Below are 22,131 nucleotides of genomic sequence, written 5' to 3' on the forward strand. Positions count from 1 at the left end.
GTCGTATTCGATGGCCGAGTACGACAACTTTCGAGGACCCGGCGGAGTGAGTGAGCTCTCGGTGAAGGCAGGGCGGGTCATGGCCGCCAGCCGTGCGCCATCAGGGCGGCCCGGATCTCGGCGACGGTGCGCGCGCGGTCCCGCTCGAGGCCGTCGGCGCGGACCACGACCTGGATCCAACCCGCCAGCTGGAGCGCCAGGGAGCGCTCGCGATCGCGCGCATACTGCGCATCGTTCGTCTGGTGCTGACGGCCGTCGTACTCCGCGAGCACCTTCCACCGGCGGAAGACGAGGTCGCCGATCGCGATGAGCCGGCCGCCGACCGTGATCTCGACGTTGACCTCCGGGGCGGGGAGTCCTGCCTCGCGAACCAGCGATCGCAGGGCCGTCTCCCTGCAGGAGGCGGCCGCGGTCGAGACGAGCCGCAGCACGCTCTCGAGCCGTCTTCGTCCGGGCCCGTGGTACCCGTTCACTCGGTCCTGCAGGTCGGAGAGTCCCGCGTACGGACGCGGATCGACCTCGTCCGGGTAGCGAGGCACGAGGAGGAGGTGATCGGCGGCGGCCAGGAGGTCGCGGTCGGGAAGGAGCATCCCGAGCGAGACCCATGTCGACGCCGCATCGGCCACCGGCAGTCCGAACCTCGTGGACACGGCGACGTTCTGCGGCAGAAGGACGTGCCCGACGACGCCCCGAGTCCGCGGCGGTCGCCGCGGGGAGAACGTAGCGACGTGGATCGGATCGTCCTCCGGCCGTCGGAAGGGAAGCGGCACCGACCAGAGCTCGGCCGCCGTCAGATGCGAGAAGAACTGCCCCGGACGCAGTCTTGGCCGGTAGGCCAGAGCACGCTCGACGTGCGTCACCGGCATGACGCGTGTCCTCACTCCGTGGAACGGGCTCGCCAGTCGCGGCGACCGCAGTTCGCCGTCCGTCGCGCCTTCGCGCAGGGCCGCACGGCGGGTGAACGCTCCGAGATCGATGTCCGTCATGCGCCGATCGTGCTGCACCCGAGCCGACGCCATGGCTCCGTTCCCTCCGACCGACGGACAACTCCCTCCGGCCGCCCCTGTGGAGGACTACCGCCCCGACCTCTCCTCAAAAGTTGTCGTACTGGGCGCTCCTCTACGACAACTTCTGGAGAGCGGATCCGCACGCCGACGAGGTGGCCATCAGGTCCGCAGAAGTTGTCGTAGGGGGTACGCGAGTACGACAACTTTTGGAGAGGGGGCGGCGGGCGTCAGAGGTACAGCGGCTCCGGGTCGTGGGCGGCGAAGCGGCGGCGCATGACGGCGATGGCGTCGGCGTGCTCGTCGACGAGGACGAAGCGGCGGCCGAGGGCGTGGGCGACGGCGCCGGTGGTGCCGGAGCCGGCGAAGAAGTCGAGGACGGCGTCGCCCTCGCGGCTGGAGGCCTGGACGATGCGACGGAGCACGCCCTCGGGCTTCTGGGTGGGGTAGCCGGTCTTCTCGCGGCCGGTGGGCGAGACGATGGTGTGCCACCAGACGTCGGTGGGGCGCTTGCCGCGCTCGGCCTTCTCGGGGGTGACGAGGCCGGGCGCCATGTACGGCTCGCGGTCCACGGCGGCGGAGTCGAAGTGGTAGCCGCGCGGGTCCTTGACGTACACGAGGATCGTGTCGTGCTTGGTCGGCCAGCGCTTGGTGGCCTTGGCGCCGTAGTCGTAGGCCCAGATGATCTCGTTGAGGAAGCACTCGCGGCCGAACAGAGCGTCCAGCAGCACCTTGGCGTAGTGCGCCTCGCGGTAGTCGAGGTGCAGGTAGAGGGTGCCGTCGTCGGCGAGCAGGCGCCAGGCCTCGGCGAGGCGCGGCTCGAGGAAGGACCAGTAGTCGTCGAAGCGGTCGTCGTAGCGGAGGAGGTCGCCGCGGATCCGCTCGTAGCTGCGGCCCTTGAAGCCCGAGATGGTCCCGGTCGCCGAGCGGACGGAGGTGGTCGACGTCCGCACCTGCGCGCGCCCGGTATTGAACGGCGGATCGAGGTACACCACGGTGAAGGACCCGTCCGCGAGCAGCGGCAGGACCTCGAGGTTCTCGGCGTGGATCACCGCGCTCCGGGTCGCCGGGACGCCGTCCGCGATCTGGATCGTCCTGGGCACTCCGCAATGGTGTCACGGGGGCGGCGGCCCCTCCGACACGGCGCCGACCCCTCCGACACGCCCCGGCGGGCGGGTGCCCGGGCCGCCGCGGGCCCCGGCGTAGAGTGACGCGATGATCTCCGAGGTGCGCCACGACGAGGACCGGTCCCAGTACACGCTGTGGGTCGACGGCGAGAACGTCGGCCTCGCCGACTACGCGGTCCGCGGCGCGGACGTGGTCTTCCTGCACACCGAGATCGCCCCCGAGCACCGGCACGAGGGCCTCGGCGACCGCCTGGTCGAGGCGGCCCTGGACGACGCCCACGAGCGGGGAGCGCACGTCGTCCCGCTCTGCCCGTTCGTCGCCGACTTCATCGCCGAGCACCCGGACTACCAGGAGCTCCTCGCGAGCTGAGCGGAGCGGAGCCCGCGCCCCGGAGGGCGCCCCGCCTCACGGCACCCGGCGCAGCCACTCCGGCGTCGAGTACTTCGACGTCACGAGCTCCTCGGCCTCCGCGTACTCCTCGGCCGTCAGGTCGCCCGCGGTCCCGCCGTGCAGCTGGACGAACGTCGCCTTCATCCGCTCGATGATCTCGGCGCGGCTGAGCCCGGTCTGGCTGCGCAGCGGATCGACGCGCTTGACCGCGGAGGCGATGCCCTTGTCGGAGAGCTTCTCGCGCCCGATCCGCAGCACCTGCACCATCTTCTCGGCGTCGATGTCGTAGCTCATCGTCACGTGGTGCAGGACGGCGCCGGAGCCGAGCCGCTTCTGCGCCGCTCCGCCGATCTTGCCGGAGGGCGAGGTGATGTCGTTGAGCGGCTGGTAGACCGCGTCGATGCCGAGCGACTGCAGCGCGCTGACGGCCCACTCGTCGAGGAAGGCGTAGGAGTCGGCGAAGGTGAGGCCCTGCACCAGGTCGCCGGGCACGTAGAGCGAGTAGGTGACGACGCTGCCCGCCTCCATGAACATCGCGCCGCCGCCGGAGATGCGGCGGACGACCTCGACGCCGTACTTCTCCGCGTTCTCGAGGTCGACCTCGTTGCGCAGCGACTGGAAGCTGCCGATCACCACGGCGGGCTGGTCCCACTCCCAGATCCGCAGCGTCGGCTCGCGGCGCCCCTCGCCGACGGCGGCGGTGAGCACCTCGTCGAGCGCGAGGTGCATCGACGGCGAGACCGCCTTCGCGTGCACGATCCGCCAGTCGTAGTCGCGCCAGCTGGTCGCCTTCTGCAGCGAGCGACGGATCGCCACCGCGACGGCCTCGGGCGTGAAGCCGAGCAGCACGGCGTCGGCCGGCAGCGCCTGCCGGATGGCCGCGGCGATCGTCTTCGCGTCGCTCTCGGCGGGGAGCCCCACGACCGCGCGGTCGATGTCGTCGAGCGCCGTATCGGGCTCGAGGAAGAAGTCGCCCGCGAGCCGGAAGCCGGCGAACCTCCCGTCGACGACGTCGAGGTCGACGACCACGAGCTTTCCACCGGGGACCTTGTACTCGCCATGCATGACGTCAGCCTAGGCCGGAGGAGCGACGTCCTCCCCTGCCGCCGGGAAACGGTCGTCGAGCCAGCCGACCAGGTCCGCCGTGACCTCGACGCGGTTGAGCTCCTGGAACAGCTCGTGCCGCGCCTCCGGGTAGACCCGCACGCTGACGTCGGTGTAGCCGGCCCGGCGGCGGTAGGCCTGGGCGAGCGCGCGCACCGAGCGCTCGCCGCCGAGGGTGTCGTCCGCGCCGACCACGAGCAGCAGCGGCAGCGGGTGCTCGGGCCGCCGGGCGGGCCGGCCGATCAGCCGGAGCGTCTCGCGCAGCCCGATCCGCTTCGCGAGCGGAGTGGTGAAGGTCAGCGGGTCGTCGTGGAAGAGCTGCCAGACCGCCGGGTCGCGCGAGAGCCACTCGAGCCCGAGCCCGCCGGGCACCCGGTGCCGGCGCGCCAGATCGCCGGCGTTCATGAAGCCGGGGAGGCGGTAGGCCGTCCCGCTGAGGATCAGGGCCGCGTAGTCGGCGGAGCGGTGGTCGACGATCCGCTGCGCCATCAGCGAGCCCCAGGAGTGGCCGAGGAGGACGATCGGGACGCCGCAGTTCTCGCCGGCGAGTTCGCGGGTGAGCCGATTGATCGCCTCCTCCGCCGCGCGCAGACCGCCCGGGCCGAGCCGGCCGAGCTCGGCGACGTCGCCGCCGTGCTGCTCGAGGCCGGTGCGCCCGTGTCCGCGGTGGTCGTCGGCGGCGACGGCGTAGCCGGCGTCGACGAGCGCCTCGGCGAGCTCGACGTAGCGGCCGGAGTGCTCGCCCACGCCGTGCGCGATCTGCACGATCGCCCTCGGGCGCGGGTGCGACCACCAGCGCCAGTGGATGGTCACGCCGTAGGCGTCCTGGAAGGTCCTGTCGACCGCGGTGCCGGGCATGGGACCAGTGTGGCCCCCCGGCCGCTGAGCGCGAAGACGAGCGGAAGAACTGAGAAGATACTCACGATCCGTCGGACAACGGTCCCGCCCGCCCGCCGGATCGCTAGCGTTCTACCGCCGTGCGGAGCCCCCACGACCGTCCCCATCCCCCTTCTCGAGCGAGGCCAGCCCCCACATGACCGTGTCGCCCCTGATCTGGACCCTGACGATCGTCTTCATCGTCCTGCTCCTGCTCTTCGACTTCTTCTTCCACGTGCGCAAGGCGCACGAGCCGACCCTCAAGGAGTCGGCGCTGTGGTCGGCCCTCTACGTCGGCATCGCCGTGCTCTTCGGGGTCGGCGTCCTCGTCTTCGGCGGACCGACCCCGGGCTCCGAGTACTTCGCCGGCTACATCACGGAGAAGGCGCTGTCGGTGGACAACCTCTTCGTCTTCCTCATCATCATGGCGAGCTTCAAGGTGCCGCGCGCCGACCAGCAGAAGGTGCTGCTCTTCGGCATCGTCTTCGCGCTGATCGCCCGCACCGGGTTCATCTTCCTCGGCGCCGCGCTGATCAACTCCTTCGCCTGGATCTTCTACCTCTTCGGCCTGATCCTGCTGCTGACCGCCTTCAACCTGGTGAAGCCCGGCGACGAGCACGCCGGCGACAACGTGATGGTCCGCCTCGCCAAGCGCGTCTTCAAGACGAGCGACCAGTACGACGGCGACAAGTTCTACACGCACATCGACGGCAAGAAGGTCCTCACGCCGATGATCCTGGTGATGGCGGCGATCGGCGGCACGGACATCCTGTTCGCGCTCGACAGCGTCCCCGCGATCTTCGGCCTCACCAGCGACGTCTTCCTGGTCTTCACCGCCACGGCGTTCTCGCTGCTGGGCCTGCGCCAGCTCTACTTCCTGATCGACGGCCTGCTCGACCGCCTCGTCTACCTCAGCTACGGCCTCGCCGCGATCCTCGCCTTCATCGGCGTGAAGCTGATCCTGCACGCGCTGCACGAGAACAACCTGCCGTTCATCAACGGCGGCGAGCACGTCGAGGTCTTCGAGATCGGCACCGGCCTCTCGCTCACCGTGATCATCGGAGTCCTGGCCGTCACGGTCGTCGCCTCGCTGGTCAGCCCGAAGGGCCGCCGCATGGCCGCCGAGGCCGCGGAGCGCAAGCGCCTCGCCGCCGAGACCGGAGCGGACGTCGAAACGGGGCACTGAGTTCGTCGGTGCGCCGCACGGCGGCGCACCGCGGTCGGCTCGCGACGGCGGTCGCGTCCCGCAGAGCGTGGTACCGCCGGCTAGCACGATTCGCTGACACGCGAATCGCACGTTCGCCTCGTGGGCATCGCCGATTCTGAAGGCCCCTGGATCCGATCCGGGGGCCTTCTTCGTGCCGCTACTTCGCTCGGTACCTGTGCTCAGGGCGGCCGGTGGTGCCGTAGCTGAGGGTCATCTCCACCAGGCCGCGGCCGGCGAGGCCCGAGAGGTAGCGCTGGGCGGTCGCGCGGGAGATGCCGGCGCGCTCCGCGACCTCGAGGGCCGACAGCTCCGCGCCGGACTCGGCCAGCCGCGCCAGCACCAGCTGCTCCGTCGCCGAGCGGGAGGGCTGCGCCGCCGCCGCGTCGCCCGAGTGCAGGATGCGCAGCGCCCGCTCCACCGCCTCCTGATCGGCGACCCGGTCCTCGCGCAGCACGTTGCGGAAGCGCACGTAGGCGTCGAGGCGCTCGCCGAGCAGCCGCGCGTCGAACGGCTTGATCAGGTAGCCCAGCGCCCCGGCGTGCAGGGCCTTCCGCACCGTCGCCCCGTCGGAGGCGGCGCTCACCACGAAGGCGTCCGTCTCCAGCTCGCGCAGCAGCGCGATCCCGCTCAGGTCCGGCAGGTGCACGTCGAGGAGCAGCAGGTCCGGCGCGTGCTCGAGCACCGCGGCCCGCGCGGCCCGGGCGGTGTGCACCGGCGGGAGCGCCCGCAGGCCCTGCCGGGTGTCGACCAGATCGGCGTGCAGCTGCGCCACCCGGAAGTCGTCGTCCACGACGAGCACGGTCCGCTCCTGCTGATCCGGGGTCATCGGTCCTCCTCCTCGCGCTCGAGCCGTTCGTCCTCGTCGGGCGGCCGCACCGCGCCGGGCAGTCGCGCGCAGAGCACCGCTCCCGCCGAGGCGCCGCCCGCGTCCGCCAGCCAGACCTCGCCGCCGCGCCGCGCCGCGACCTCGCGGCAGAGCGGCAGCCCGAAGCCGCGGCCGTGCACGCGGTCGTCGTCCTCGTCCACCGCGCCCGGCCCGCGCGCGAAGAGCGACTCCGGATCGGCGACGCCGTCCCCCGAGTCGGCGACCGTCACGAAGAGCGCGTCCCCGTCGTCCAGCAGCTCGACCTCGACGAACCGGACGTCCCGGCTCCCCTCGACCGCCGCGCGCACCGCGTTGTCGACCAGATTGCCGACCACGGTCGCGACGTCCTCCGGCTCGATCACCGTCCCGCGCACCAGCGTCTCCTCCCCCAGGGTCAGCAGCACGCCGCGCTCGGCGGCCTCGATCCCCTTCGCCCCGACCAGCGCCTGGAGGTAGGGCTCCTGCAGCCGGTCGGCGTGCTGCACCGGATACTTCAGCGGCCCGCGGGTCAGCACCTCGTCGAGGTACTCTCGCGCGGACCCGGTGCGGCCCGCATCGAGCAGCCCGGCCACCACGTGCAGCCGGTTGGCGAACTCGTGCCGCTGCACCCGCAGCGCGTTGGTCATCGCGCCGACCGCGTCGAGCCGCCGGCTGAGCGCGGCGAGCGCCGTGCGGTCACGGAGCACCACCACGACTCCGAGATCGCGGTCGCCCCGGGTCACCCTCCGGATGTCGACGTAGACGATGCGCGAGCGCACGACGAAGCCCTCCTCGCCGGTCCGGCGGGAGGGCTCGCTCGAGGCGAGGGCCGCGGCGATCGCGTCGGCGAGCGGCTGCGGCAGCCCGAGATCGCCCAGCGCCCGCCCGTGCAGCGCGCGCCCGGTGGGATCCTCCGAGCCGAGGATCGCCGCGGCACGGGCGTTGCAGACGCCGACCCTCCCGTCGCGGTCCAGGGCGAGCACCCCCTCGTCGACCCCGTCGAGCACGGCGGCCTGGTCCTGCACCAGCGCAGTGAGCTCCTCCGGGGCCAGCCCGAGGGTGAGCCGCAGCAGCCGGCGCCGGATGAAGACGGAGGCGACGGCCGCGAGCACCAGCCCGGCGAGCGCCGCCGCGAGCACGCCCAGCAGCGCGGTCGGCAGATCGTCGAAGACGCTGGAGCGGGCGAAGCCGATGCTCACCTCGCCCACCACGCGGGAGTCGTCCGGCCCGTACACCGGCACCTTGGCCCGCGCGGACTCGCCGAGCGTCCCGGTGCCCCACGACACCGACTCCCGCCCCGCGAGCGCCTCCTCCGCACTCGTCGAGACGACCTCGCCGAGCCGCTCGGGGTCGGGGTGCGCGAGCCGGATGCCGCGGTCGTCGGTGATCACCACGAAGAGTGCGCCCGTGCGCTCCTCGATCGCCTCGGCGGCGGTCTCGAGTGTCCCGCCCTCCAGCTCGGCGCGCGACGGCACGGCCGGGTCGGCGGAAGAGGCGGCGACCGCGTCGCGCACGTCGGCGTCCTCGGCGACGGTGCGGGCGATGGCGAGCGCCGTCTCCTCCGCCTCGCCCTGGAGCTGCTGCACGCTCAGCGCGGTGACGAGGCCCGCGCAGACCAGGACGGCCGCCGTGACCGTCGCGAGCTGCAGCACGAGCACGTGGGTCGCGAAGCGCATCGAACTCCTCGTCGTCGAGACGGTCGGGCCGGCGGGGCTGGTCGGGCTGGTCGGGCTGGTCGGGCTGGTCGGGCTGCGCAGAATGCGCAGAACCCACACTATGCGCAGATCGCGCGCTAATGAGCGATACCCGGGCCGGGCGGCCGCGGCTGCCTAGTGTGTCCACGACCTGGAGAGCCCGCCGCGGGATCCCGGACGCACGACGACGAAGGAGTCAGCAGTGTTGGTAGTACTCGGATTCACGATGATCCTGGCCTTCATGGCCCTGATCATGACCAAGCGGCTCACGCCCATGGTCGCCCTGATCGTCGTCCCGACGATCTTCGGGCTCTTCGCCGGCGCCGGTCTCGGCATCGGCGACATGGTGCTCGAGGCGATCGGCAGCCTCGCCCCCACGGCCGCGCTGCTGATGTTCGCGATCATGTACTTCGGCATCATGATCGACGTCGGCCTGTTCGACCCGCTGATCCGCTTCATCGTCCGCGCGCTCGGCGACGACCCGGCGAAGGTCGTGCTCGGCACGGCCCTGCTCGCCGGCGCGGTCTCGCTCGACGGCGACGGCTCGACCACCTTCATCGTGACCACCGCCGCGATGCTGCCGATCTACCTCCGGCTCGGGATGAACCCCGTCGTCCTCACCTGCGTCGCCGGCCTCGCCAACGGCACGCTCAACATCGTCCCCTGGGGCGGCCCCACGGTGCGCGCCGCCGCGGCGCTGCAGGTCTCGCCGAGCGAGATCTTCGTGCCGATGCTGCCCTCGCTCGCGGTCGGCCTCGCCGTCACGCTGGTCTTCGCCTGGTTCCTCGGACTCGGCGAGCGCCGCCGCCTCGGCTCGCTCGCCCTCGCCGAGCCGATGCTCGAGCAGGAGCTCGTCGGCGCCGGCTCGTCCCGCGGCGGCGCGGCCCGCTCCGGCGCCCGCGCCGGCGGCCTCGCCGCCCTCACCGGCGGCATCCGCACCGTCGCCCGCGAGCGCTTCTCCTTCCTCCGCGGCCCCGAGTCGCTGCGCGGCGCCCAGGTCGCCGTCGCCGCTCGCGTCCAGGCCGACGACGCCGACACCGCCATGGCCGACACGATGCTCGACCCCGAGCGCGAGACGCTCCGCCCGAAGCTGATCTGGGTCAACCTCGTGCTGACCCTCGCCGTGATGACCCTGCTGGTCGCCGACGTCCTCCCGCTCCCCTACGTCTTCATGGTCGGCTCCGCGGTCGCGCTGCTGATCAACTTCCCGAAGATGAAGGACCAGGCGTCCGAGATCGTCAAGCACGCGCCGAGCATCGTCGGCGTCGTCTCGATGGTCCTCGCGGCCGGCGTGCTGATCGGCGTCCTCAACGGCACCGGCATGGTCGACGCGATGGCCGAGTGGGTCGTCGACGTCATCCCGCCCGCGCTCGGCCCGTTCCTCGCCGTGATCACGGGCGTGCTGAGCATCCCGATGACGTTCTTCATGTCGAATGACGCCTTCTACTACGGAATCCTCCCGGTGCTCTCCGAGAGCGCCGCGCAGTACGGCATCGACCCGGTCGAGATGGCCCGCGCCTCGATCACCGGCCAGCCCGTCCACCTGCAGAGCCCGCTCGTGCCGGCGATCCTGCTGCTGGTCTCGCTCGCCGCGGTCAACCTCGGCGACCACCACCGCAAGGTCCTCTGGCGCGCGGTGATCGTGTCGCTGGTGATGCTCGCGGTCGGCGTGCTGGTCGGCGCGATCCCGTTCGGCTGATCCGGGGACCTGGCGTCAGCCCAGCAGCGGCGCCAGGTTCTCCGTCCAGACGTCGAAGCCGAGCTTCACGATCAGCGCGCCGACGACCACGAGGAACGCGATCCGGATGAACCGGCTGCCCTTCGCGACCGCCATCCGCGAGCCGAGGTAGGCGCCCGCCACGTTCGCGAGGCCCATGAACAGCCCGAGCACCCAGATCACGTGGCCGCCCGGCACGAAGTACAGCAGCGCACCGAGGTTCGTCGCGACGTTGACGATCTTCGCCTTCGCGCTCGCGAGCAGGAAGTCGTAGCCCAGCGCCGTGATCAGCGCGATGATCAGGAACGTCCCCGTGCCGGGTCCGATCAGCCCGTCGTAGAACCCGATGACGAGCCCGAGCACCCCCGCCGTCACCAGGTGCCGGCGCCCTGCGTGCTTGAGCGCGGTGACAGCGCCCATCGCCGGCCGCGCGATCGTCACCACGGCCACGACGATCAGGGCCACGACGATGATCGGCTTGAAGACGGAGGCGGGCAGCAGCCCCGCGAGATTCGCTCCCCCGTAGCTGCCGGCCAGAGCGACCGCGGCCATCGGCAGTGCCGTCCGCAGGTCCGGCCTCGCCCGCCGGTAGAAGGTGATCGCGCTCGTCGTGGTCCCGAAGATCGAGGCGAGCTTGTTGGTCGCGAGCGCCTGCACAGGCGAGATGCCCGGCACGAGCAGCAGGGCGGGGAGTTGGAGCAGGCCGCCGCCGCCCACCACCGCGTCGATCCAGCCGGCGGCGAACGCGGCCAGGATCATCAGCAGGATGACGGGGAGGGCGAGGTCCTCGGTGAACGTCAGCATCGGTCGGAAGCGTATCCGGCCGCCGCCACCCCCTCGACCCGGGCGTCGCGCCACCCTAGGGTCGGCGGCATGCGATTCGGACTCTTCATCCCCCAGGGCTGGCGCCACGACCTCGTCGGCATCGATCCCGCCGACCAGTGGCGCACCATGCGCGACCTCGCCCAGCACGCCGACGCCGGCCCGTGGGAGTCGGTGTGGGTCTACGACCACTTCCACACCGTCCCGGTGGTGACGGAGGAGGCGACCCACGAGGCCTGGACGCTGATGGCCGCGTTCGCCGCCGCCACCTCGCGGGTGCGGCTCGGCCAGATGTGCACCTGCATGAGCTACCGCAACCCCGCGCACCTCGCGAAGATCGCGACCACCGTCGACATCGTCTCCGGCGGCCGCGTCGAGATGGGCATCGGCGGCGGCTGGTACGAGCACGAGTGGCGCGCCTACGGCTACGGCTTCCCGCCGATCGCCGAGCGCCTCGGCCGCCTCGACGAGGGCGTGCAGATCATGCGGCAAGCCTGGACCGAGGGCGTCTCGACGCTCGACGGCCGCTACTACCAGGTGGACGGCGCGGTGAACCGCCCGCTCCCCCTGCAGGAGGGCGGGATCCCGCTGTGGGTCGCCGGCGGCGGCGAGAAGGTGACGCTGCGCATCGCGGCTCAGTACGCGCAGTACACGAACTTCGCGGGCGCCCCGGAGGCGTTCGACCACAAGAGCGCCGTCCTCCGCGGCCACTGCGAGCGACTCCGCACCGACTACTCCGCGATCACCCGCAGCTCCAACTACAACGTGATGATCGCCGAGTCGGAGGCGGAGGTCGAGAAGGGCCTGCAGCGCCTGGAGGAGCGCGTCACCCCCGCCCTCGGCGCCGAGGCGGCCGCGGCGTTCGTGGCGGAGTACCGCAGCCCCGACGCCCTCGCGGTCGGCACCCCCGCGCAGATCGTCGACCGCCTCGGCGACATGCGCGACCGCGGCATGGACTACGCGATCACGTACTTCCCGGACGCCGCCTACGACCGCTCCGGCCTCGAGCTCTTCGAGCGCGACGTCGTCCCGCACCTGGCCTGACCCGCGCCGTCGATCCGTCGCGAACGGCTCACGCCACACGGGCGAGACGACCTTTCCCGACGGATCGGCACCGCGCCTACGCCTCGCTCGCGCGGTCCGCAAGTCCCTGCGTCGGGGCGGGCCGCCCGCCTACGGTCGAGGCATGGACGCACAGGACATCCGCTGGAACGACGAAGCCCGCGACAAGATCCTCGAGGACTCGGACAGGGTCCTCCGCGAGGCGGTGCTCGACCTCGCGAAGACCAAGAAGGGCGAGCCCTGGGAGGACGTCTTCGCCGAGCTCAACGCACGACTGAAAGATCAGTTCATCGACTTCGAGCCCGGCCCGGACCTCCGCAAGTACGCCGAGGCCGTCTCCGCGGGAGAGATCGAGTCGTGAGTGCCGACGACGGCGACACCGGCCGAGCCGTGGACCCGGCGCTCGCCGACGAGCTGGCCTCGATCCGCGCCGTCGGCGAGGGCCGCCGCGGCGACGCCGCCGACGAGTCGGACGTCGAGCACGGCGACCCGCAGACCGTCGAGCAGGTCGAGCAGGAGCTCAAGGGCGGCCTCGACCTCGACTGACCGTCAGTGACATGCGGAAGGCCCGCTCCCCCGTTGAGGGAGCGGGCCTTCTTGCGTGCTCGGGTGACTACGCCGAGAGGCGCTCGTAGTCGGTGTAGCCCTCGGCGCCACCGCCGTAGACGGTCTCCTGGACGAGCTCGTTCTCGGGGTGGCCGCCCTGCCAGCGCTCGACGAGGTCGGGGTTGGCCATGACCGGGCGGCCCACCGCGACGGCGTCGGCGTGGCCCTCGGTGATCAGCGACGTCGCCTCCTCGCGGGAGGTCGGGCTGCCGAAGCCGCTGTTCGCGACGAAGACGCCGCCGAAGCGGGTGCGCAGGTCCTGGACCAGCTCGCCGGCGGGCTCGGCGTGCAGGACGCTGAGGTAGGCGAGGCCCAGCGGCGCGAGGCCGTCGACGACCGCCTCGTAGGTGGCGCGCACGTCGGCCTCGTCGGTCTCGACGACGTCCTGGATGTTGTGCGCGGGCGAGAGGCGGATGCCGACGCGGCCGGCACCGATCTCCTCGGCGACCGCGCGGGTGACCTCGACCACGAACGCGGCGCGGGCGGCGGGGCTTCCGCCGTAGGCGTCGGTGCGGACGTTGGACACCGGCGAGAGGAACTCGTGCAGCAGGTAGCCGTTGGCTCCGTGCACCTCGACACCGTCGAAGCCGGCATCGACGGCGCGGCGGGCACCGGCGACGAACTCGTCGCGGACGGTGGCGAGCTCCTCGGTGGTCAGCGCGTGCGGCACCGGGAACGGCTTCTTCTCGCCGCTCGGGACGCGGACCTCGCCGTCGATGGCGACGGCGCTCGGCGCGACGATGCGGTCGGTGCCGGTGACGTCGGTGTGCGTGACGCGCCCGCCGTTCATGACCTGCATCACGATGCGGCCGCCGGCGGCGTGCACGGCGTCGGCGACGCCCTTCCAGCCCTCGGCCTGCTCGGCGGTGACGATGCCGGGCTGGCCCGGGTACGCCTTCGACTCGGCGCTCGGGAAGACGCCCTCGCTGATGATCAGGCCGAGGGAGGCGCGCTGGGCGTAGTGCTCGGCGATGAGGGCGCCGGGGACGCCCTGCTCGTCGGCGCGCAGGCGCGTCATCGGCGCCATCACGAGACGGTTCGGCAGCTCGAGGTCGCCGGCGGTGAGGGGGGAGAAGGGATCCACGGATCGCCTTTCGATCGGAGAGCGGGGGGAGGGCACGTCACCGTTCCCGGGACGCACCCCGGAGGCAACGGCGCCCAGCGCTCGCGCATTCCGCCTCCCGGCGTTCTCCCACCCGCGGTGCGCGGGCCGGCCGGGCGTCGCGCGACAGCACTCCACGCCAGACGGCTCCTCGGCGAGCCGGTCGACCTACGGTTGCGCCGTTCTCTGCACCAGATCAACGAGGAGTCGTGCAATGAAACGATCGACCGCTCTCTGTCTCGCCGCGGCGCTGGTCGTCGTGGGTGGAGCAGCCGTTCCCACTGTGATGAACGCTCTCGAGCGCTCCGAGTTCCAGACTTCGGTGGAAGCTCACATCTACACGGCGAATGCGAAGTGCCAGCTCGTCCGCATCATGCCCAACGAGACGATCGGCTACATCGAGGGCTACGGCGAGGGGAACACCGAGGCGTCCGCGAGGTCGAGCGCTTCAAAGGATGTGGACAGTCTCGTGCCTGAAGGACACTACAAACGGCACTGCTCGTACTCAGGAATCGGCCGCCGTGGTGGCGGAGGTCGATTCTGATCGCCGTTGCAGACACTGAGAACGACGACTCCCGCGACTGACCACTCGATCACGCATCGTCGACCGGCCTGGCTCTGAAGACTCCGGACCCCGGTGCGCACTGCCCACCTCTCCGCTCTCCCCTCTCGGACAGCCCTCGCTCGGGTGACACCCGGGCTGTCTACACTCGGGAGGCGAACGACGAGGGAGTGCGCGATGCCGAACGATTCATCCCCGACGAGGGCCGCGGCCCGCCAGGGCGCCCGCCGATCGCCGATCGCAGCGCTCCTCGCCCTGCTCGCCGCCGCCGCACTCGCGCTCGTCCCTGCCGCCGGCGCCGCGGCCGAGCCGCCCGCGACGCTCGGCTCCTCCGTCGTCCTCGACTCGGCCGGGGTCCTCGACTCCGCGGAGATCGGCGACATCGAGGCCGCCTCCGCCCAGCTCTACCAGGAGCACAGCGTCCAGCTCTTCGTCGCCTACGTCGACACCTTCACCGGGACCACCGGCAACGAGCGCTGGTCGGACGCGACCGCCGAGCTCAACGGACTCGGCACGAACGACGTCCTCCTCGCCGTCGCGGTCGAGTCCCGGCAGTACCAGGTGTCCGTCGACAACGGCTTCGCCCTCGACGCCGGCCAGGTGTCCGCGCTGGAGACCGACGACATCGAGCCCCAGCTCGTCGACGGCGACTGGGCGGGCGCCGCGGTCGCCGCCGCCCAGGGCATCGGCACCCGCCTCGACGCCCCGAGCGCGGGCGAGTCGCTCGGCTCCGGCCTGCTGGTGGTCCTCGCCGTGCTGGCGGCGCTGGTCGTCGTCGGCGTGATCGTCTGGCTCCTCGTCCGCCGCGCGCGCCGCCGGAAGGCCGCCGAGGCCGTGGAGGCGTCGATCGACGAGCTCGCCACCCGCGCCGGCTCCGCCCTCGTGCACGCCGACGACGCCGTGCGCACCAGCGAGCAGGAGGTCGGCTTCGCGGAGGCGCAGTTCGGCTCGGACGCGACCGGCCCCTTCCGCGAGGCGCTCACGACCGCGAAGCGGCTCCTCGGCGAGGCCTTCGCCCTCCAGCAGCGGCTCGACGACGCGGAGCCGGAGACCGACCAGGAGCGCCGCGACGGCTACGGCCGGATCCTGCAGCTCTGCGCCGACGCCGAGCAGGTGCTGGACGAGAAGGCGGAGGCCTTCGAGGAGCTCCGCGCCCTCGAGAAGAACGCCCCGGAGGTGGCCGCCCGCCTCACCGCGCGCACCGCGGAGGTCCGGGCCCGCCTCTCCCCCACCCGCGCCCTGCTCGCCGACCTCTCCACCCGCTACGCCCCGACGGCGATCGACGACGTGGAGGACGACGCCGACCAGGCCGAGGACCGCCTCCGCTTCGCCGACGACCAAATGACCGAGGCGCGGACGGCCCTCACCGCCGGCGACTCGGGCCGCGCCGCCGTGCTCCTGCGCGCCGGCCAGCAGGCGGCGGAGCAGGCCTCGGGCCTCCTCGACGCCGTCGCCACCCGCTCCACCGATCTGCAGGAGGCGGAGCGCACCCTCGCCGGGCGGGTCGCCGAGATCCGCGCCGACGTCGCCCAGGGCCGCACGATCGTGGCGGCGGGCGACTCCGCCGACGCCGCGAGCGCGCCCCTCGTCGCGAACGTGCAGTCCGCGGTCGCCACGACGGAGGCCGCCCTCGACGCCGTGGAGCGCGACGCCGCCGCGAGCCCGCGCGACCCGCTCGCGCTCCTGGAGCGCCTCACCGCAGCCGACGCCACCATCGACGCCGCGGTCGGCGGCTACCGCGACGCCCAGGCGCAGCGCGAGCGCCAGCGGGCCGCCCTCGCCGCCGAGATCGGCGCCGCCCGCAGCCGCGTCTCCGCCGCGGAGGACTTCATCGCCGCCCGGCGCGGAGCCGTCGGCTCGCAGGCGCGCACCCGCGTCGCCGAGGCCGCGCGCTCGGCGGAGTACGCCGCGCAGATCGCGGCCACCGACCCGGCCGAGGCGCTCGCCTCCGCCCAGCGCGCCTCCGCCCTCGCGCAGCAGGCGCTCCAGGCCGCCCGCTCCGACGCGAGCGCCTACTCCGCCCCCGGCCTCGGCGGCGGCTACGGCGGCAACACCACCGGCGCCTTCCTCGGCGGCATCCTCGTCGAGTCGCTCTTCGGCGGCGGCGGCCGGCGCTCCGGCTACCGCTCCGGCGGCTTCGGCGGCGGCGGCTTCGGGGGCGGTGGCGGCTTCGGCGGCGGCGGCTCCCGTCGCTCCTCCGGCGGCGGCTTCGGCGGCGGTGGCGGCGGAGGCCGTCGCGGCGGCGGCGGACGCTTCTGACCCGCTCCGGACCACCCGCTCGATCCGACGACCCCGCTCACAGACCCCGGGCCCGCATCCGCTCGGCCCCCGCCCGCAAGCACCTCACCCAAGGAGAGACAGCATGGCCCAGAAACAGTCGATCTTCGGCCGCATCGCGCAGCTCGCGAAGGCCAACATCAACGCGCTCCTCGATCAGGCCGAGGACCCGCAGAAGATGCTCGATCAGATGGTCCGCGACTACACCGACAGCATCCGCGACGCCGAGGCCGCCATCGCGCAGACCATCGGCAACCTGCGCCTGCTCGAGGACGACTACCGCGAGGACGTCCAGAACGCCGACGAGTGGGGCGGCAAGGCCCTCGCCGCGAGCCGCAAGGCCGACGAGCTCCGCACCTCCGGCAACGCCGGCGACGCCGACAAGTTCGACGCGCTCGCCAAGGTCGCCCTGACCCGCCAGATCCAGTCCGAGAAGGAGGCGAAGGACGCCGAGCCGACCATCGCCTCGCAGACCGAGGTCGTCGACAAGCTCAAGTCGGGTCTCAACCAGATGCGCGAGAAGCTCCACCAGCTCTCTTCCAAGCGCGACGAGCTGATCGCGCGCTCGAAGACCGTCGAGGCCCAGTCGCAGGTCCAGGACGCGATCAAGAGCATCGACATCATGGACCCGACCAGCGAGGTCAGCCGGTTCGAGCAGAAGATCCGCCGCGAGGAGGCCCGCGTCCGCGGCGCCGAGGAGCTCGCCTCCTCGAGCCTGGACGCGCAGTTCGAATCGCTCGAGGACCTCGGCGAGATGACCGAGGTCGAGGCGCGCCTGGCCGCCCTCAAGTCGGGCCGTCCGCAGGACTCGATCGGCTCCTGACCGCGCGGGGAGCTCCGGGCCGACGATCGCCTGGTCGGCCCGGAGTTCTCCTCATCGCATACCCCCTCCGGCATGCCTCTCGAAGACTGGCAATCGCCCTGATGCGGGGCCGCGCGGCACCCCATAGTGTTGACCTCGGTCGCCCCGGAACCCGGTTGGCCGCAGCCTCGTCCGGCCCCTACCGACGCGGTGAACACCATGAGCGGACCCGGACCTCCCGGGGATCGCTCACCGAGCGGCCGTCGACGAGGACGGCCACCCCGAACGAGCGAGGCGCCGATGAGCACCCCCACCGCACTGTCCGACGGAAACACCCCCTCCGCCCCCCGGGTCGAGACCTCCCCCCGGGTCCAGGCCTCCCCCCGCGTGATCCGCACCCGCCCGCGCGGCGAGGGCAACACGAATCCGACGACCGAGTACTCCGGTCTGCTGAGCACCGTCCGCGACGCCGGGCTCCTCCGCCGCCGCCGCGGCTTCTACTACATCCTCTTCTCCGTGCTGACTCTCGCCCTCGGCGGCATCGTCACCGGCTTCGTCCTGCTCGGCGACTCCTGGTTCCAGCTGCTGCTCGCCGCCGCACTGGGCATCGTCCTCACCCAGTTCGCCTTCCTCGCGCACGAGGCCTCGCACCGCCAGGTGTTCGAGTCCGGCAAGGCCAACGACGTCGCCGGCCGCACGCTCGCGAACCTCGTCGTCGGCATCAGCTACTCCTGGTGGATGAACAAGCACAGCCGCCACCACGCCAACCCGAACGTGCTCGGCAAGGACCCGGACATCGTCCGCGACGTCGTGTCGTTCACTCCGGAGGACGCGGCCCGCTCGCGCGGCGCCTACGCCTGGCTCACCCGCCGTCAGGGCTACGCCTTCTTCCCGCTGCTGCTGCTCGAGGGCATCAACCTGCACCTGCACGGCTTCCGCACCGTGTTCGGCAAGGGCAAGGTCGACAAGCGCTGGGTCGAGATCTCGATGCTGGTCGCCCGCGTCGGCCTGTACCTCGCCGTCGTCTTCTGGGCGCTGCCGCTCGGCATGGCCTTCGCCTTCGTCGGCGTGCAGATGGCCGTCTTCGGCCTCTACATGGGCGCCTCGTTCGCCCCGAACCACAAGGGCATGCCGATCCTGCCCAAGGAGGCGCGCGTCGACTTCCTGCGCCGCCAGGTCCTCACCTCGCGCAGCATCCGCGGCAACTGGTTCAACGACTACTTCATGGGCGGCCTGAACTACCAGGTCGAGCACCACCTCTTCCCGAACATGCCCCGCCCCGCCCTGCGCGAGGCCCAGGTCATCGCCAAGGAGTACTGCGCGACGCACCAGATCCCCTACACCGAGACCTCGCTGCTCGAGTCGTACGGCATCGTCGTCCGCTACCTCAACCGCGTGGGCCTCTCGGCCGGCGGCGATCCGTTCGACTGCCCCGCCGCGGGCGCCTACGGGCGCTGACCCGCCGCTCCGCACCGCAGCAACGGCGAAGGCCCTCCCCTCCGAGAAGGAGGAGGAGGGCCTTCGCCGTTCCGCTCGTCAGTTCGCGGAGCAGAGGATGAGCGTGCTCGACACGTTTGCCGCGGTCTTCGAGCCGGTCCCGCTGTAGCCGGAGGGCAGCGTCGAGACGGCGTTCAGCTGGAAGGCGACGCTGATCGAGAGCGTCGTGCGGAGGGCGATGGTCGCTCCCGCTGCCAGCGGGGCGGTCAGCGTGATCTGACGGGACGTGTTGCTCAGCACGTTCACGGTGGCCGTGCCTCCCGAGACCGAGAAGACGCCGATGTTGGCGACCCCGGAGCCGGTGATGAGGACGGTCGTGCCGGTCGGCAGCGGCTCCGTGGGGCCCGCCTGCAGCAGGAAGCCGGGACCGATCAGGCCGAGGGTGCCGCAGGTGCCGCGGAGCGCGTAGGCGCCGAGATCGACGATCGACGCCGCAGCGGACGGGGTGGCGACGGCGACGGCGACGACCGGCACGGTCCACGCGGCGGCCGCGGTGACGGAGCGGCGGGTGACCAGGCGGTCGGAATCGGGGCGGGGCGAGGAGTCGTGGGTCACGGTGTGGCCTTCCGGTCGAGGTGCGCGGGCTTCGGCGCCACACCGGCGACGGTGACGGGTGGTCCGGCTCGATGCTCGCGAGAGGCGCAGGCCGGCGCCAGCGCCCGGAGCCTGTCCCCCGTCAGTGGGACGGCGTTCGATGGCAGCCGCTTCCGGGCGAGACGCAAGGGGCTTCCGGGCGCGGAGGAGGCGTCCTAGCGTTGCCCCATGAGCAGCTCCGAGAACGACATCGAGACCACCCCCGTCGACCCCGAGGAGACCACCGGCAGCGCCGGCACCGGGAACCCCGCCGGACTCGACGAGGTGGGCAGCCCGTCCCCCGATGGACCCGACGGCGTCGGCGCCGCGGGCGAGGAGCAGAACCCGCCCCTGCCCGACTGGGGACCCACCGACGGCGTCCACGGCACCGACGCGGAGACCGCCGACGGCACCGACGCGTCGGGCACCGCCGGGCACTGACCGCCCCTCCGCAGGGCCCTCGCACCTCCCCTCCGGCACCGCGCCGGCCGGGAAGCGCGGGGGCCCTGCGCCGTCCCTCCGTGTTCGCCGGAACGTCGCCGGAGGCCCCCGCCGGCGGCCCTACACTGGCGCAATGCAGCCGAACGAACGCGCTCTCCGCGTGATCTCCTACAACCTCCGGGAGCACCGGGCGCACGGCGAGATCGCCCCTCTCGCCGCCCGGCACGACGTCGACGTCCTCTGCCTCCAGGAGTGCGACACCACGAAGCTCCCCCAGGAGCTCGGCGATCTGCGGCTCGCCTCGGTGACCGCGCGCAACCGCCTCGGGCTCGCCGTCTACTACTCTCACGCCCGCTTCGAGCTCCTCGGCAGTGCCGCGTTCGAGCTCAGCAAGTCGATGCACGACCGGGTGATGTCCCCCGCTCACGAGCGCCTGCTCGCCGTCCGGCTCGAGGACCGGGAGGGCGGATCGATCGCCGTCTCGTCCTTCCACGCGGCCCCGCTCTCGGCCGGCAACGCGCTGCGCCGGAAGCAGATCGGCGAGGCGCTCGACCGCCTCCGCGACTACGCCCCGGACACCCCGTCGCTGATGGTCGGCGACTACAACTACCCCTGGTTCTTCCGCGGACTCGACCGCAAGATGACGCGGAACGGCTACCTCGTGTCGCGCAGTGATTCCCCGACCTACGCGCGGTACCGCTACTTCAGCGGGCACTTCGACTTCGCGATCAGCGACTCGGTGCGGATCGAGCGGGTCTCGACCCTGCCGCAGGGCGTCTCCGACCACCTCCCGGTGCTGGTCGACGCGCACTACGACGTGCGCGCCGCATGACCGGTCGGGCTCCCAGGGGCAGCCTCGGTAGGCTCGTCGAGTGACGACCCTGATCCTCGCCCGGCACGGAGAGACCGTCTGGCACGCCGAGAACCGCTACGCGGGCTCCTCCGACATCGCGCTGACCCCGCTCGGCCAGGATCAGGCGGCGACGCTCGCCTCCTGGGCCGTCGACGCCGAGCTCGACGCGGTGTACTCCTCCACCCTCGTCCGCGCCGTGCGCACCGCTGTGCCCGCCGCCCGGGCCGCCCACCTCGAGGTGAAGCTCGACCCGGCCCTCGTCGAGGTCGACTTCGGCCAGGGCGAGGGGCTGACGAACGCCGAGATGGAGAAGCGCTTCCCCGACGAGTACCGCGCCTGGGTCGCCGCGCCCGCGATCCAGCCGATGCCCGGCGGCGAGTCCGGCCTCGACGCCGTCGCCCGCGCCAACACGGCGCTCGCCCGCATCCACCGCGACCACCCGGACGGCCGCGTGCTCGTCGTCGCGCACGGCACCCTCATCCGGCTCCTGCTCTGCGCCTACCTCGGCATCAATCCCGAGACCTACCGGCACACCTTCCCCTCGGTCGACAACGTGTCGCTGACGACCCTGCTCTGGGACGAGACCGGTGTCGGACTGCTCGGCTACAACGTCCCTCCCGTGCAGAAGCAGCGGCGCTCGAGCTGAACGCCGTCCCGCCCGCCCGGGCGAGCGCGGGGTCGATCGGCCTCGTGCTCGGCTCGATCGCGAGCGTGCAGCTCGGCGCGTCCTTCGCCGTCCTGCTCTTCCCCGCCGCCGGGCCGATCGGCACGGTGACCCTGCGACTGGTCTTCTCCGCGCTGGTGCTGCTCGTCGTCTGCCGGCCGCGGATCCGCGGCTACTCGCGCTCGGACTGGGCCACCGTCGGCGCCTACGGCCTCGCCCTCGGCGGGATGAACGCCTGCTACTACGAGGCGATCGCCCGGATCCCGCAGGGCGCGGCGGTGACGCTCGAGGTGCTCGGTCCGCTGGTGCTCTCCGTGATCGCCGGGCGGAGCCTCGTCAGCCTGCTCTGGGCGGCCCTCGCCCTCGGCGGCGTGGTCGTGCTCTCGCAGGGCGGCTTCTCCTCGCTCGATCCCGTCGGCGTCGCCTTCGCGCTCGGCGCGGCGGCGCTCTGGGCCACCTACATCGTCTTCGCCGGGCGCACCGGCGGGCGCTTCCCGCGGCTCGACGGCCTCGCGCTCGCGCTGACCGCCGGCGCGATCGTGTCGCTGCCGTTCGGCATCGCCACGGCCGGGCCCGCGCTCGTGCTGCCGCCGGTGCTGCTGCTCGGACTCGCGGTCGCCGTGCTGTCGTCGGCACTGCCCTACGCACTGGAGCTGCTGGCGCTGCGGCGCCTGCGCTCGTCGACCTTCTCGATCCTGATGGCGCTGGCGCCCGGCGCTGCGGCGCTCTCGGGGTTCCTGGTGCTGGGCCAGCGGCTGACCGCGATCGAGGCGGTCGGCATCGCCCTCGTCGTGGCGGCGAGCGTCGGCGCGGTGCGCACCGCCCGTCGGACCTGACCCGCACGTCCCGCTGCCGTCGCGGAACGACGGGAGGCGGAGGCCAGGCCGGGGCGCGGGAGCCGCCCTT

General features: G+C 72.4%; 23 protein-coding genes. 14 read left to right on the forward strand and 9 right to left on the reverse strand.

Features of this window, described 5'->3' with window-relative positions; genetic code table 11:
- Positions 1-77: 77 nt before the first annotated feature.
- Positions 78-986 (reverse strand): DUF559 domain-containing protein, encoded by a 909-nt coding sequence (locus EDF43_RS00150; RefSeq protein ID WP_165908963.1) that lies wholly within the window; start codon positions 984-986, stop codon positions 78-80.
- A gap of 248 nt (positions 987-1,234) precedes the next feature.
- Positions 1,235-2,107, reverse strand: coding sequence for a site-specific DNA-methyltransferase (locus EDF43_RS00155; protein ID WP_123701986.1), 873 nt, complete (start codon positions 2,105-2,107; stop codon positions 1,235-1,237).
- A gap of 112 nt (positions 2,108-2,219) precedes the next feature.
- On the opposite strand from EDF43_RS00155, the gene EDF43_RS00160 reads away from it, so the two are divergent.
- The gene (locus tag EDF43_RS00160; RefSeq protein ID WP_123701984.1) at positions 2,220-2,501 is read left to right on the forward strand and encodes a GNAT family N-acetyltransferase; all 282 of its coding nucleotides are present in this window, start codon (positions 2,220-2,222) and stop codon (positions 2,499-2,501) included.
- 36 nt (positions 2,502-2,537) lie between these two features.
- Here the strand turns inward: EDF43_RS00160 and EDF43_RS00165 are convergent, their stop codons facing one another.
- Both EDF43_RS00165 and EDF43_RS00170 read right to left on the reverse strand, forming a co-directional pair.
- A complete protein-coding gene (locus tag EDF43_RS00165) occupies positions 2,538-3,587 on the reverse strand; it encodes a biotin/lipoate A/B protein ligase family protein (RefSeq protein WP_123734972.1) in 1,050 nt (349 codons plus the stop codon).
- A gap of 9 nt (positions 3,588-3,596) precedes the next feature.
- Positions 3,597-4,484, reverse strand: coding sequence for an alpha/beta fold hydrolase (locus EDF43_RS00170; RefSeq protein ID WP_132434696.1), 888 nt, complete (start codon positions 4,482-4,484; stop codon positions 3,597-3,599).
- 175 nt (positions 4,485-4,659) lie between these two features.
- Between EDF43_RS00170 and EDF43_RS00175 the strand changes: the two genes are divergently transcribed.
- Positions 4,660-5,688 carry a TerC family protein gene (locus EDF43_RS00175; protein ID WP_132434699.1) on the forward strand — a complete coding sequence of 343 codons (1,029 nt, stop codon included), beginning with the start codon at positions 4,660-4,662 and terminating at the stop codon, positions 5,686-5,688.
- 178 nt (positions 5,689-5,866) lie between these two features.
- Here EDF43_RS00175 and EDF43_RS00180 read toward each other — a convergent pair whose 3' ends face one another.
- Together EDF43_RS00180 and EDF43_RS00185 are read right to left on the reverse strand one after the other, a co-directional pair.
- Complete coding sequence (locus EDF43_RS00180) at positions 5,867-6,535, reverse strand: response regulator (RefSeq protein WP_132434701.1); 669 nt, start codon at positions 6,533-6,535, stop codon at positions 5,867-5,869.
- Positions 6,532-8,229, reverse strand: a complete 1,698-nt coding sequence (locus EDF43_RS00185; protein ID WP_132434703.1) for an ATP-binding protein — start codon at positions 8,227-8,229, stop codon at positions 6,532-6,534. Before EDF43_RS00185 ends, EDF43_RS00180 begins: the two co-directional genes overlap by 4 nt.
- Before the next feature lie 244 nt (positions 8,230-8,473).
- Here EDF43_RS00185 and EDF43_RS00190 point away from each other — a divergent pair, with 244 nt between their 5' ends.
- Complete coding sequence (locus tag EDF43_RS00190; protein ID WP_132435625.1) at positions 8,474-9,946, forward strand: CitMHS family transporter; 1,473 nt, start codon at positions 8,474-8,476, stop codon at positions 9,944-9,946.
- Between the two features lie 15 nt (positions 9,947-9,961).
- On the opposite strand, the gene EDF43_RS00195 is transcribed toward EDF43_RS00190, so the two are convergent.
- On the reverse strand, positions 9,962-10,768 hold the full coding sequence (locus EDF43_RS00195) for a TSUP family transporter (protein ID WP_123444970.1): 807 nt from the start codon (positions 10,766-10,768) through the stop codon (positions 9,962-9,964).
- Positions 10,769-10,837: 69 nt separating this feature from the next.
- Here EDF43_RS00195 and EDF43_RS00200 point away from each other — a divergent pair, with 69 nt between their 5' ends.
- The 3 genes from EDF43_RS00200 (at position 10,838) to EDF43_RS00210 (ending at position 12,394) form a co-directional block, all read left to right on the forward strand.
- A complete protein-coding gene (locus tag EDF43_RS00200; protein WP_132434705.1) occupies positions 10,838-11,830 on the forward strand; it encodes an LLM class F420-dependent oxidoreductase in 993 nt (330 codons plus the stop codon).
- Between the two features lie 142 nt (positions 11,831-11,972).
- Positions 11,973-12,209 carry a hypothetical protein gene (locus tag EDF43_RS00205; protein ID WP_123444967.1) on the forward strand — a complete coding sequence of 79 codons (237 nt, stop codon included), beginning with the start codon at positions 11,973-11,975 and terminating at the stop codon, positions 12,207-12,209.
- Positions 12,206-12,394 carry a hypothetical protein gene (locus tag EDF43_RS00210; RefSeq protein ID WP_123444966.1) on the forward strand — a complete coding sequence of 63 codons (189 nt, stop codon included), beginning with the start codon at positions 12,206-12,208 and terminating at the stop codon, positions 12,392-12,394. Before EDF43_RS00205 ends, EDF43_RS00210 begins: the two co-directional genes overlap by 4 nt.
- A 67-nt stretch (positions 12,395-12,461) precedes the next feature.
- Here EDF43_RS00210 and EDF43_RS00215 read toward each other — a convergent pair whose 3' ends face one another.
- Positions 12,462-13,538, reverse strand: a complete 1,077-nt coding sequence (locus EDF43_RS00215; RefSeq protein ID WP_132434707.1) for an alkene reductase — start codon at positions 13,536-13,538, stop codon at positions 12,462-12,464.
- A 232-nt stretch (positions 13,539-13,770) separates the two neighbouring features.
- On the opposite strand from EDF43_RS00215, the gene EDF43_RS00220 reads away from it, so the two are divergent.
- The 4 genes from EDF43_RS00220 (at position 13,771) to EDF43_RS00235 (ending at position 18,655) form a co-directional block, all read left to right on the forward strand.
- Positions 13,771-14,100 (forward strand): hypothetical protein, encoded by a 330-nt coding sequence (locus EDF43_RS00220; RefSeq protein ID WP_132434709.1) that lies wholly within the window; start codon positions 13,771-13,773, stop codon positions 14,098-14,100.
- Positions 14,101-14,295: 195 nt separating this feature from the next.
- Positions 14,296-16,377 (forward strand): TPM domain-containing protein, encoded by a 2,082-nt coding sequence (locus EDF43_RS00225; protein ID WP_132434711.1) that lies wholly within the window; start codon positions 14,296-14,298, stop codon positions 16,375-16,377.
- A gap of 103 nt (positions 16,378-16,480) precedes the next feature.
- Positions 16,481-17,218, forward strand: coding sequence for a PspA/IM30 family protein (locus EDF43_RS00230; protein ID WP_132434713.1), 738 nt, complete (start codon positions 16,481-16,483; stop codon positions 17,216-17,218).
- 279 nt (positions 17,219-17,497) lie between these two features.
- The gene (locus EDF43_RS00235) at positions 17,498-18,655 is read left to right on the forward strand and encodes an acyl-CoA desaturase (RefSeq protein WP_132434714.1); all 1,158 of its coding nucleotides are present in this window, start codon (positions 17,498-17,500) and stop codon (positions 18,653-18,655) included.
- Positions 18,656-18,733: 78 nt separating this feature from the next.
- On the opposite strand, the gene EDF43_RS00240 is transcribed toward EDF43_RS00235, so the two are convergent.
- Positions 18,734-19,249 (reverse strand): hypothetical protein, encoded by a 516-nt coding sequence (locus EDF43_RS00240; RefSeq protein WP_148060208.1) that lies wholly within the window; start codon positions 19,247-19,249, stop codon positions 18,734-18,736.
- A gap of 207 nt (positions 19,250-19,456) precedes the next feature.
- Between EDF43_RS00240 and EDF43_RS00245 the strand changes: the two genes are divergently transcribed.
- From EDF43_RS00245 to EDF43_RS00260, 4 genes are all read left to right on the forward strand, one after another.
- Complete coding sequence (locus EDF43_RS00245) at positions 19,457-19,708, forward strand: hypothetical protein (RefSeq protein WP_123733456.1); 252 nt, start codon at positions 19,457-19,459, stop codon at positions 19,706-19,708.
- A 133-nt stretch (positions 19,709-19,841) separates the two neighbouring features.
- A complete protein-coding gene (locus EDF43_RS00250) occupies positions 19,842-20,540 on the forward strand; it encodes an endonuclease/exonuclease/phosphatase family protein (RefSeq protein WP_123444958.1) in 699 nt (232 codons plus the stop codon).
- A gap of 40 nt (positions 20,541-20,580) precedes the next feature.
- Positions 20,581-21,207 carry a histidine phosphatase family protein gene (locus tag EDF43_RS00255; RefSeq protein WP_132434716.1) on the forward strand — a complete coding sequence of 209 codons (627 nt, stop codon included), beginning with the start codon at positions 20,581-20,583 and terminating at the stop codon, positions 21,205-21,207.
- Positions 21,208-21,251: 44 nt separating this feature from the next.
- Complete coding sequence (locus EDF43_RS00260) at positions 21,252-22,061, forward strand: EamA family transporter (RefSeq protein WP_243580972.1); 810 nt, start codon at positions 21,252-21,254, stop codon at positions 22,059-22,061.
- Positions 22,062-22,131: the final 70 nt, after the last annotated feature.

The organism is Rathayibacter sp. PhB179, from assembly GCF_004345345.1.
Taxonomy (GTDB): Bacteria; Actinomycetota; Actinomycetes; order Actinomycetales; family Microbacteriaceae; genus Rathayibacter; species Rathayibacter festucae.

Excerpts from the sequence above, each read along its gene's own strand:
- EDF43_RS00150 (WP_165908963.1), bottom strand. The coding sequence starts at position 986 with ATGACGGACATCGATCTCGGAGCGTTCACCCGCCGTGCGGCCCTGCGC.
- EDF43_RS00160 (WP_123701984.1), top strand. The coding sequence starts at position 2,220 with ATGATCTCCGAGGTGCGCCACGACGAGGACCGGTCCCAGTACACGCTG.
- EDF43_RS00165 (WP_123734972.1), bottom strand. The coding sequence starts at position 3,587 with ATGCATGGCGAGTACAAGGTCCCCGGTGGAAAGCTCGTGGTCGTCGAC.
- EDF43_RS00170 (WP_132434696.1), bottom strand. The coding sequence starts at position 4,484 with ATGCCCGGCACCGCGGTCGACAGGACCTTCCAGGACGCCTACGGCGTG.
- EDF43_RS00175 (WP_132434699.1), top strand. The coding sequence starts at position 4,660 with ATGACCGTGTCGCCCCTGATCTGGACCCTGACGATCGTCTTCATCGTC.
- EDF43_RS00180 (WP_132434701.1), bottom strand. The coding sequence starts at position 6,535 with ATGACCCCGGATCAGCAGGAGCGGACCGTGCTCGTCGTGGACGACGAC.
- EDF43_RS00185 (WP_132434703.1), bottom strand. The coding sequence starts at position 8,229 with ATGCGCTTCGCGACCCACGTGCTCGTGCTGCAGCTCGCGACGGTCACG.
- EDF43_RS00190 (WP_132435625.1), top strand. The coding sequence starts at position 8,474 with ATGATCCTGGCCTTCATGGCCCTGATCATGACCAAGCGGCTCACGCCC.
- EDF43_RS00195 (WP_123444970.1), bottom strand. The coding sequence starts at position 10,768 with ATGCTGACGTTCACCGAGGACCTCGCCCTCCCCGTCATCCTGCTGATG.
- EDF43_RS00200 (WP_132434705.1), top strand. The coding sequence starts at position 10,838 with ATGCGATTCGGACTCTTCATCCCCCAGGGCTGGCGCCACGACCTCGTC.
- EDF43_RS00205 (WP_123444967.1), top strand. The coding sequence starts at position 11,973 with ATGGACGCACAGGACATCCGCTGGAACGACGAAGCCCGCGACAAGATC.
- EDF43_RS00220 (WP_132434709.1), top strand. The coding sequence starts at position 13,771 with ATGAAACGATCGACCGCTCTCTGTCTCGCCGCGGCGCTGGTCGTCGTG.
- EDF43_RS00225 (WP_132434711.1), top strand. The coding sequence starts at position 14,296 with ATGCCGAACGATTCATCCCCGACGAGGGCCGCGGCCCGCCAGGGCGCC.
- EDF43_RS00230 (WP_132434713.1), top strand. The coding sequence starts at position 16,481 with ATGGCCCAGAAACAGTCGATCTTCGGCCGCATCGCGCAGCTCGCGAAG.
- EDF43_RS00235 (WP_132434714.1), top strand. The coding sequence starts at position 17,498 with ATGAGCACCCCCACCGCACTGTCCGACGGAAACACCCCCTCCGCCCCC.
- EDF43_RS00245 (WP_123733456.1), top strand. The coding sequence starts at position 19,457 with ATGAGCAGCTCCGAGAACGACATCGAGACCACCCCCGTCGACCCCGAG.
- EDF43_RS00250 (WP_123444958.1), top strand. The coding sequence starts at position 19,842 with ATGCAGCCGAACGAACGCGCTCTCCGCGTGATCTCCTACAACCTCCGG.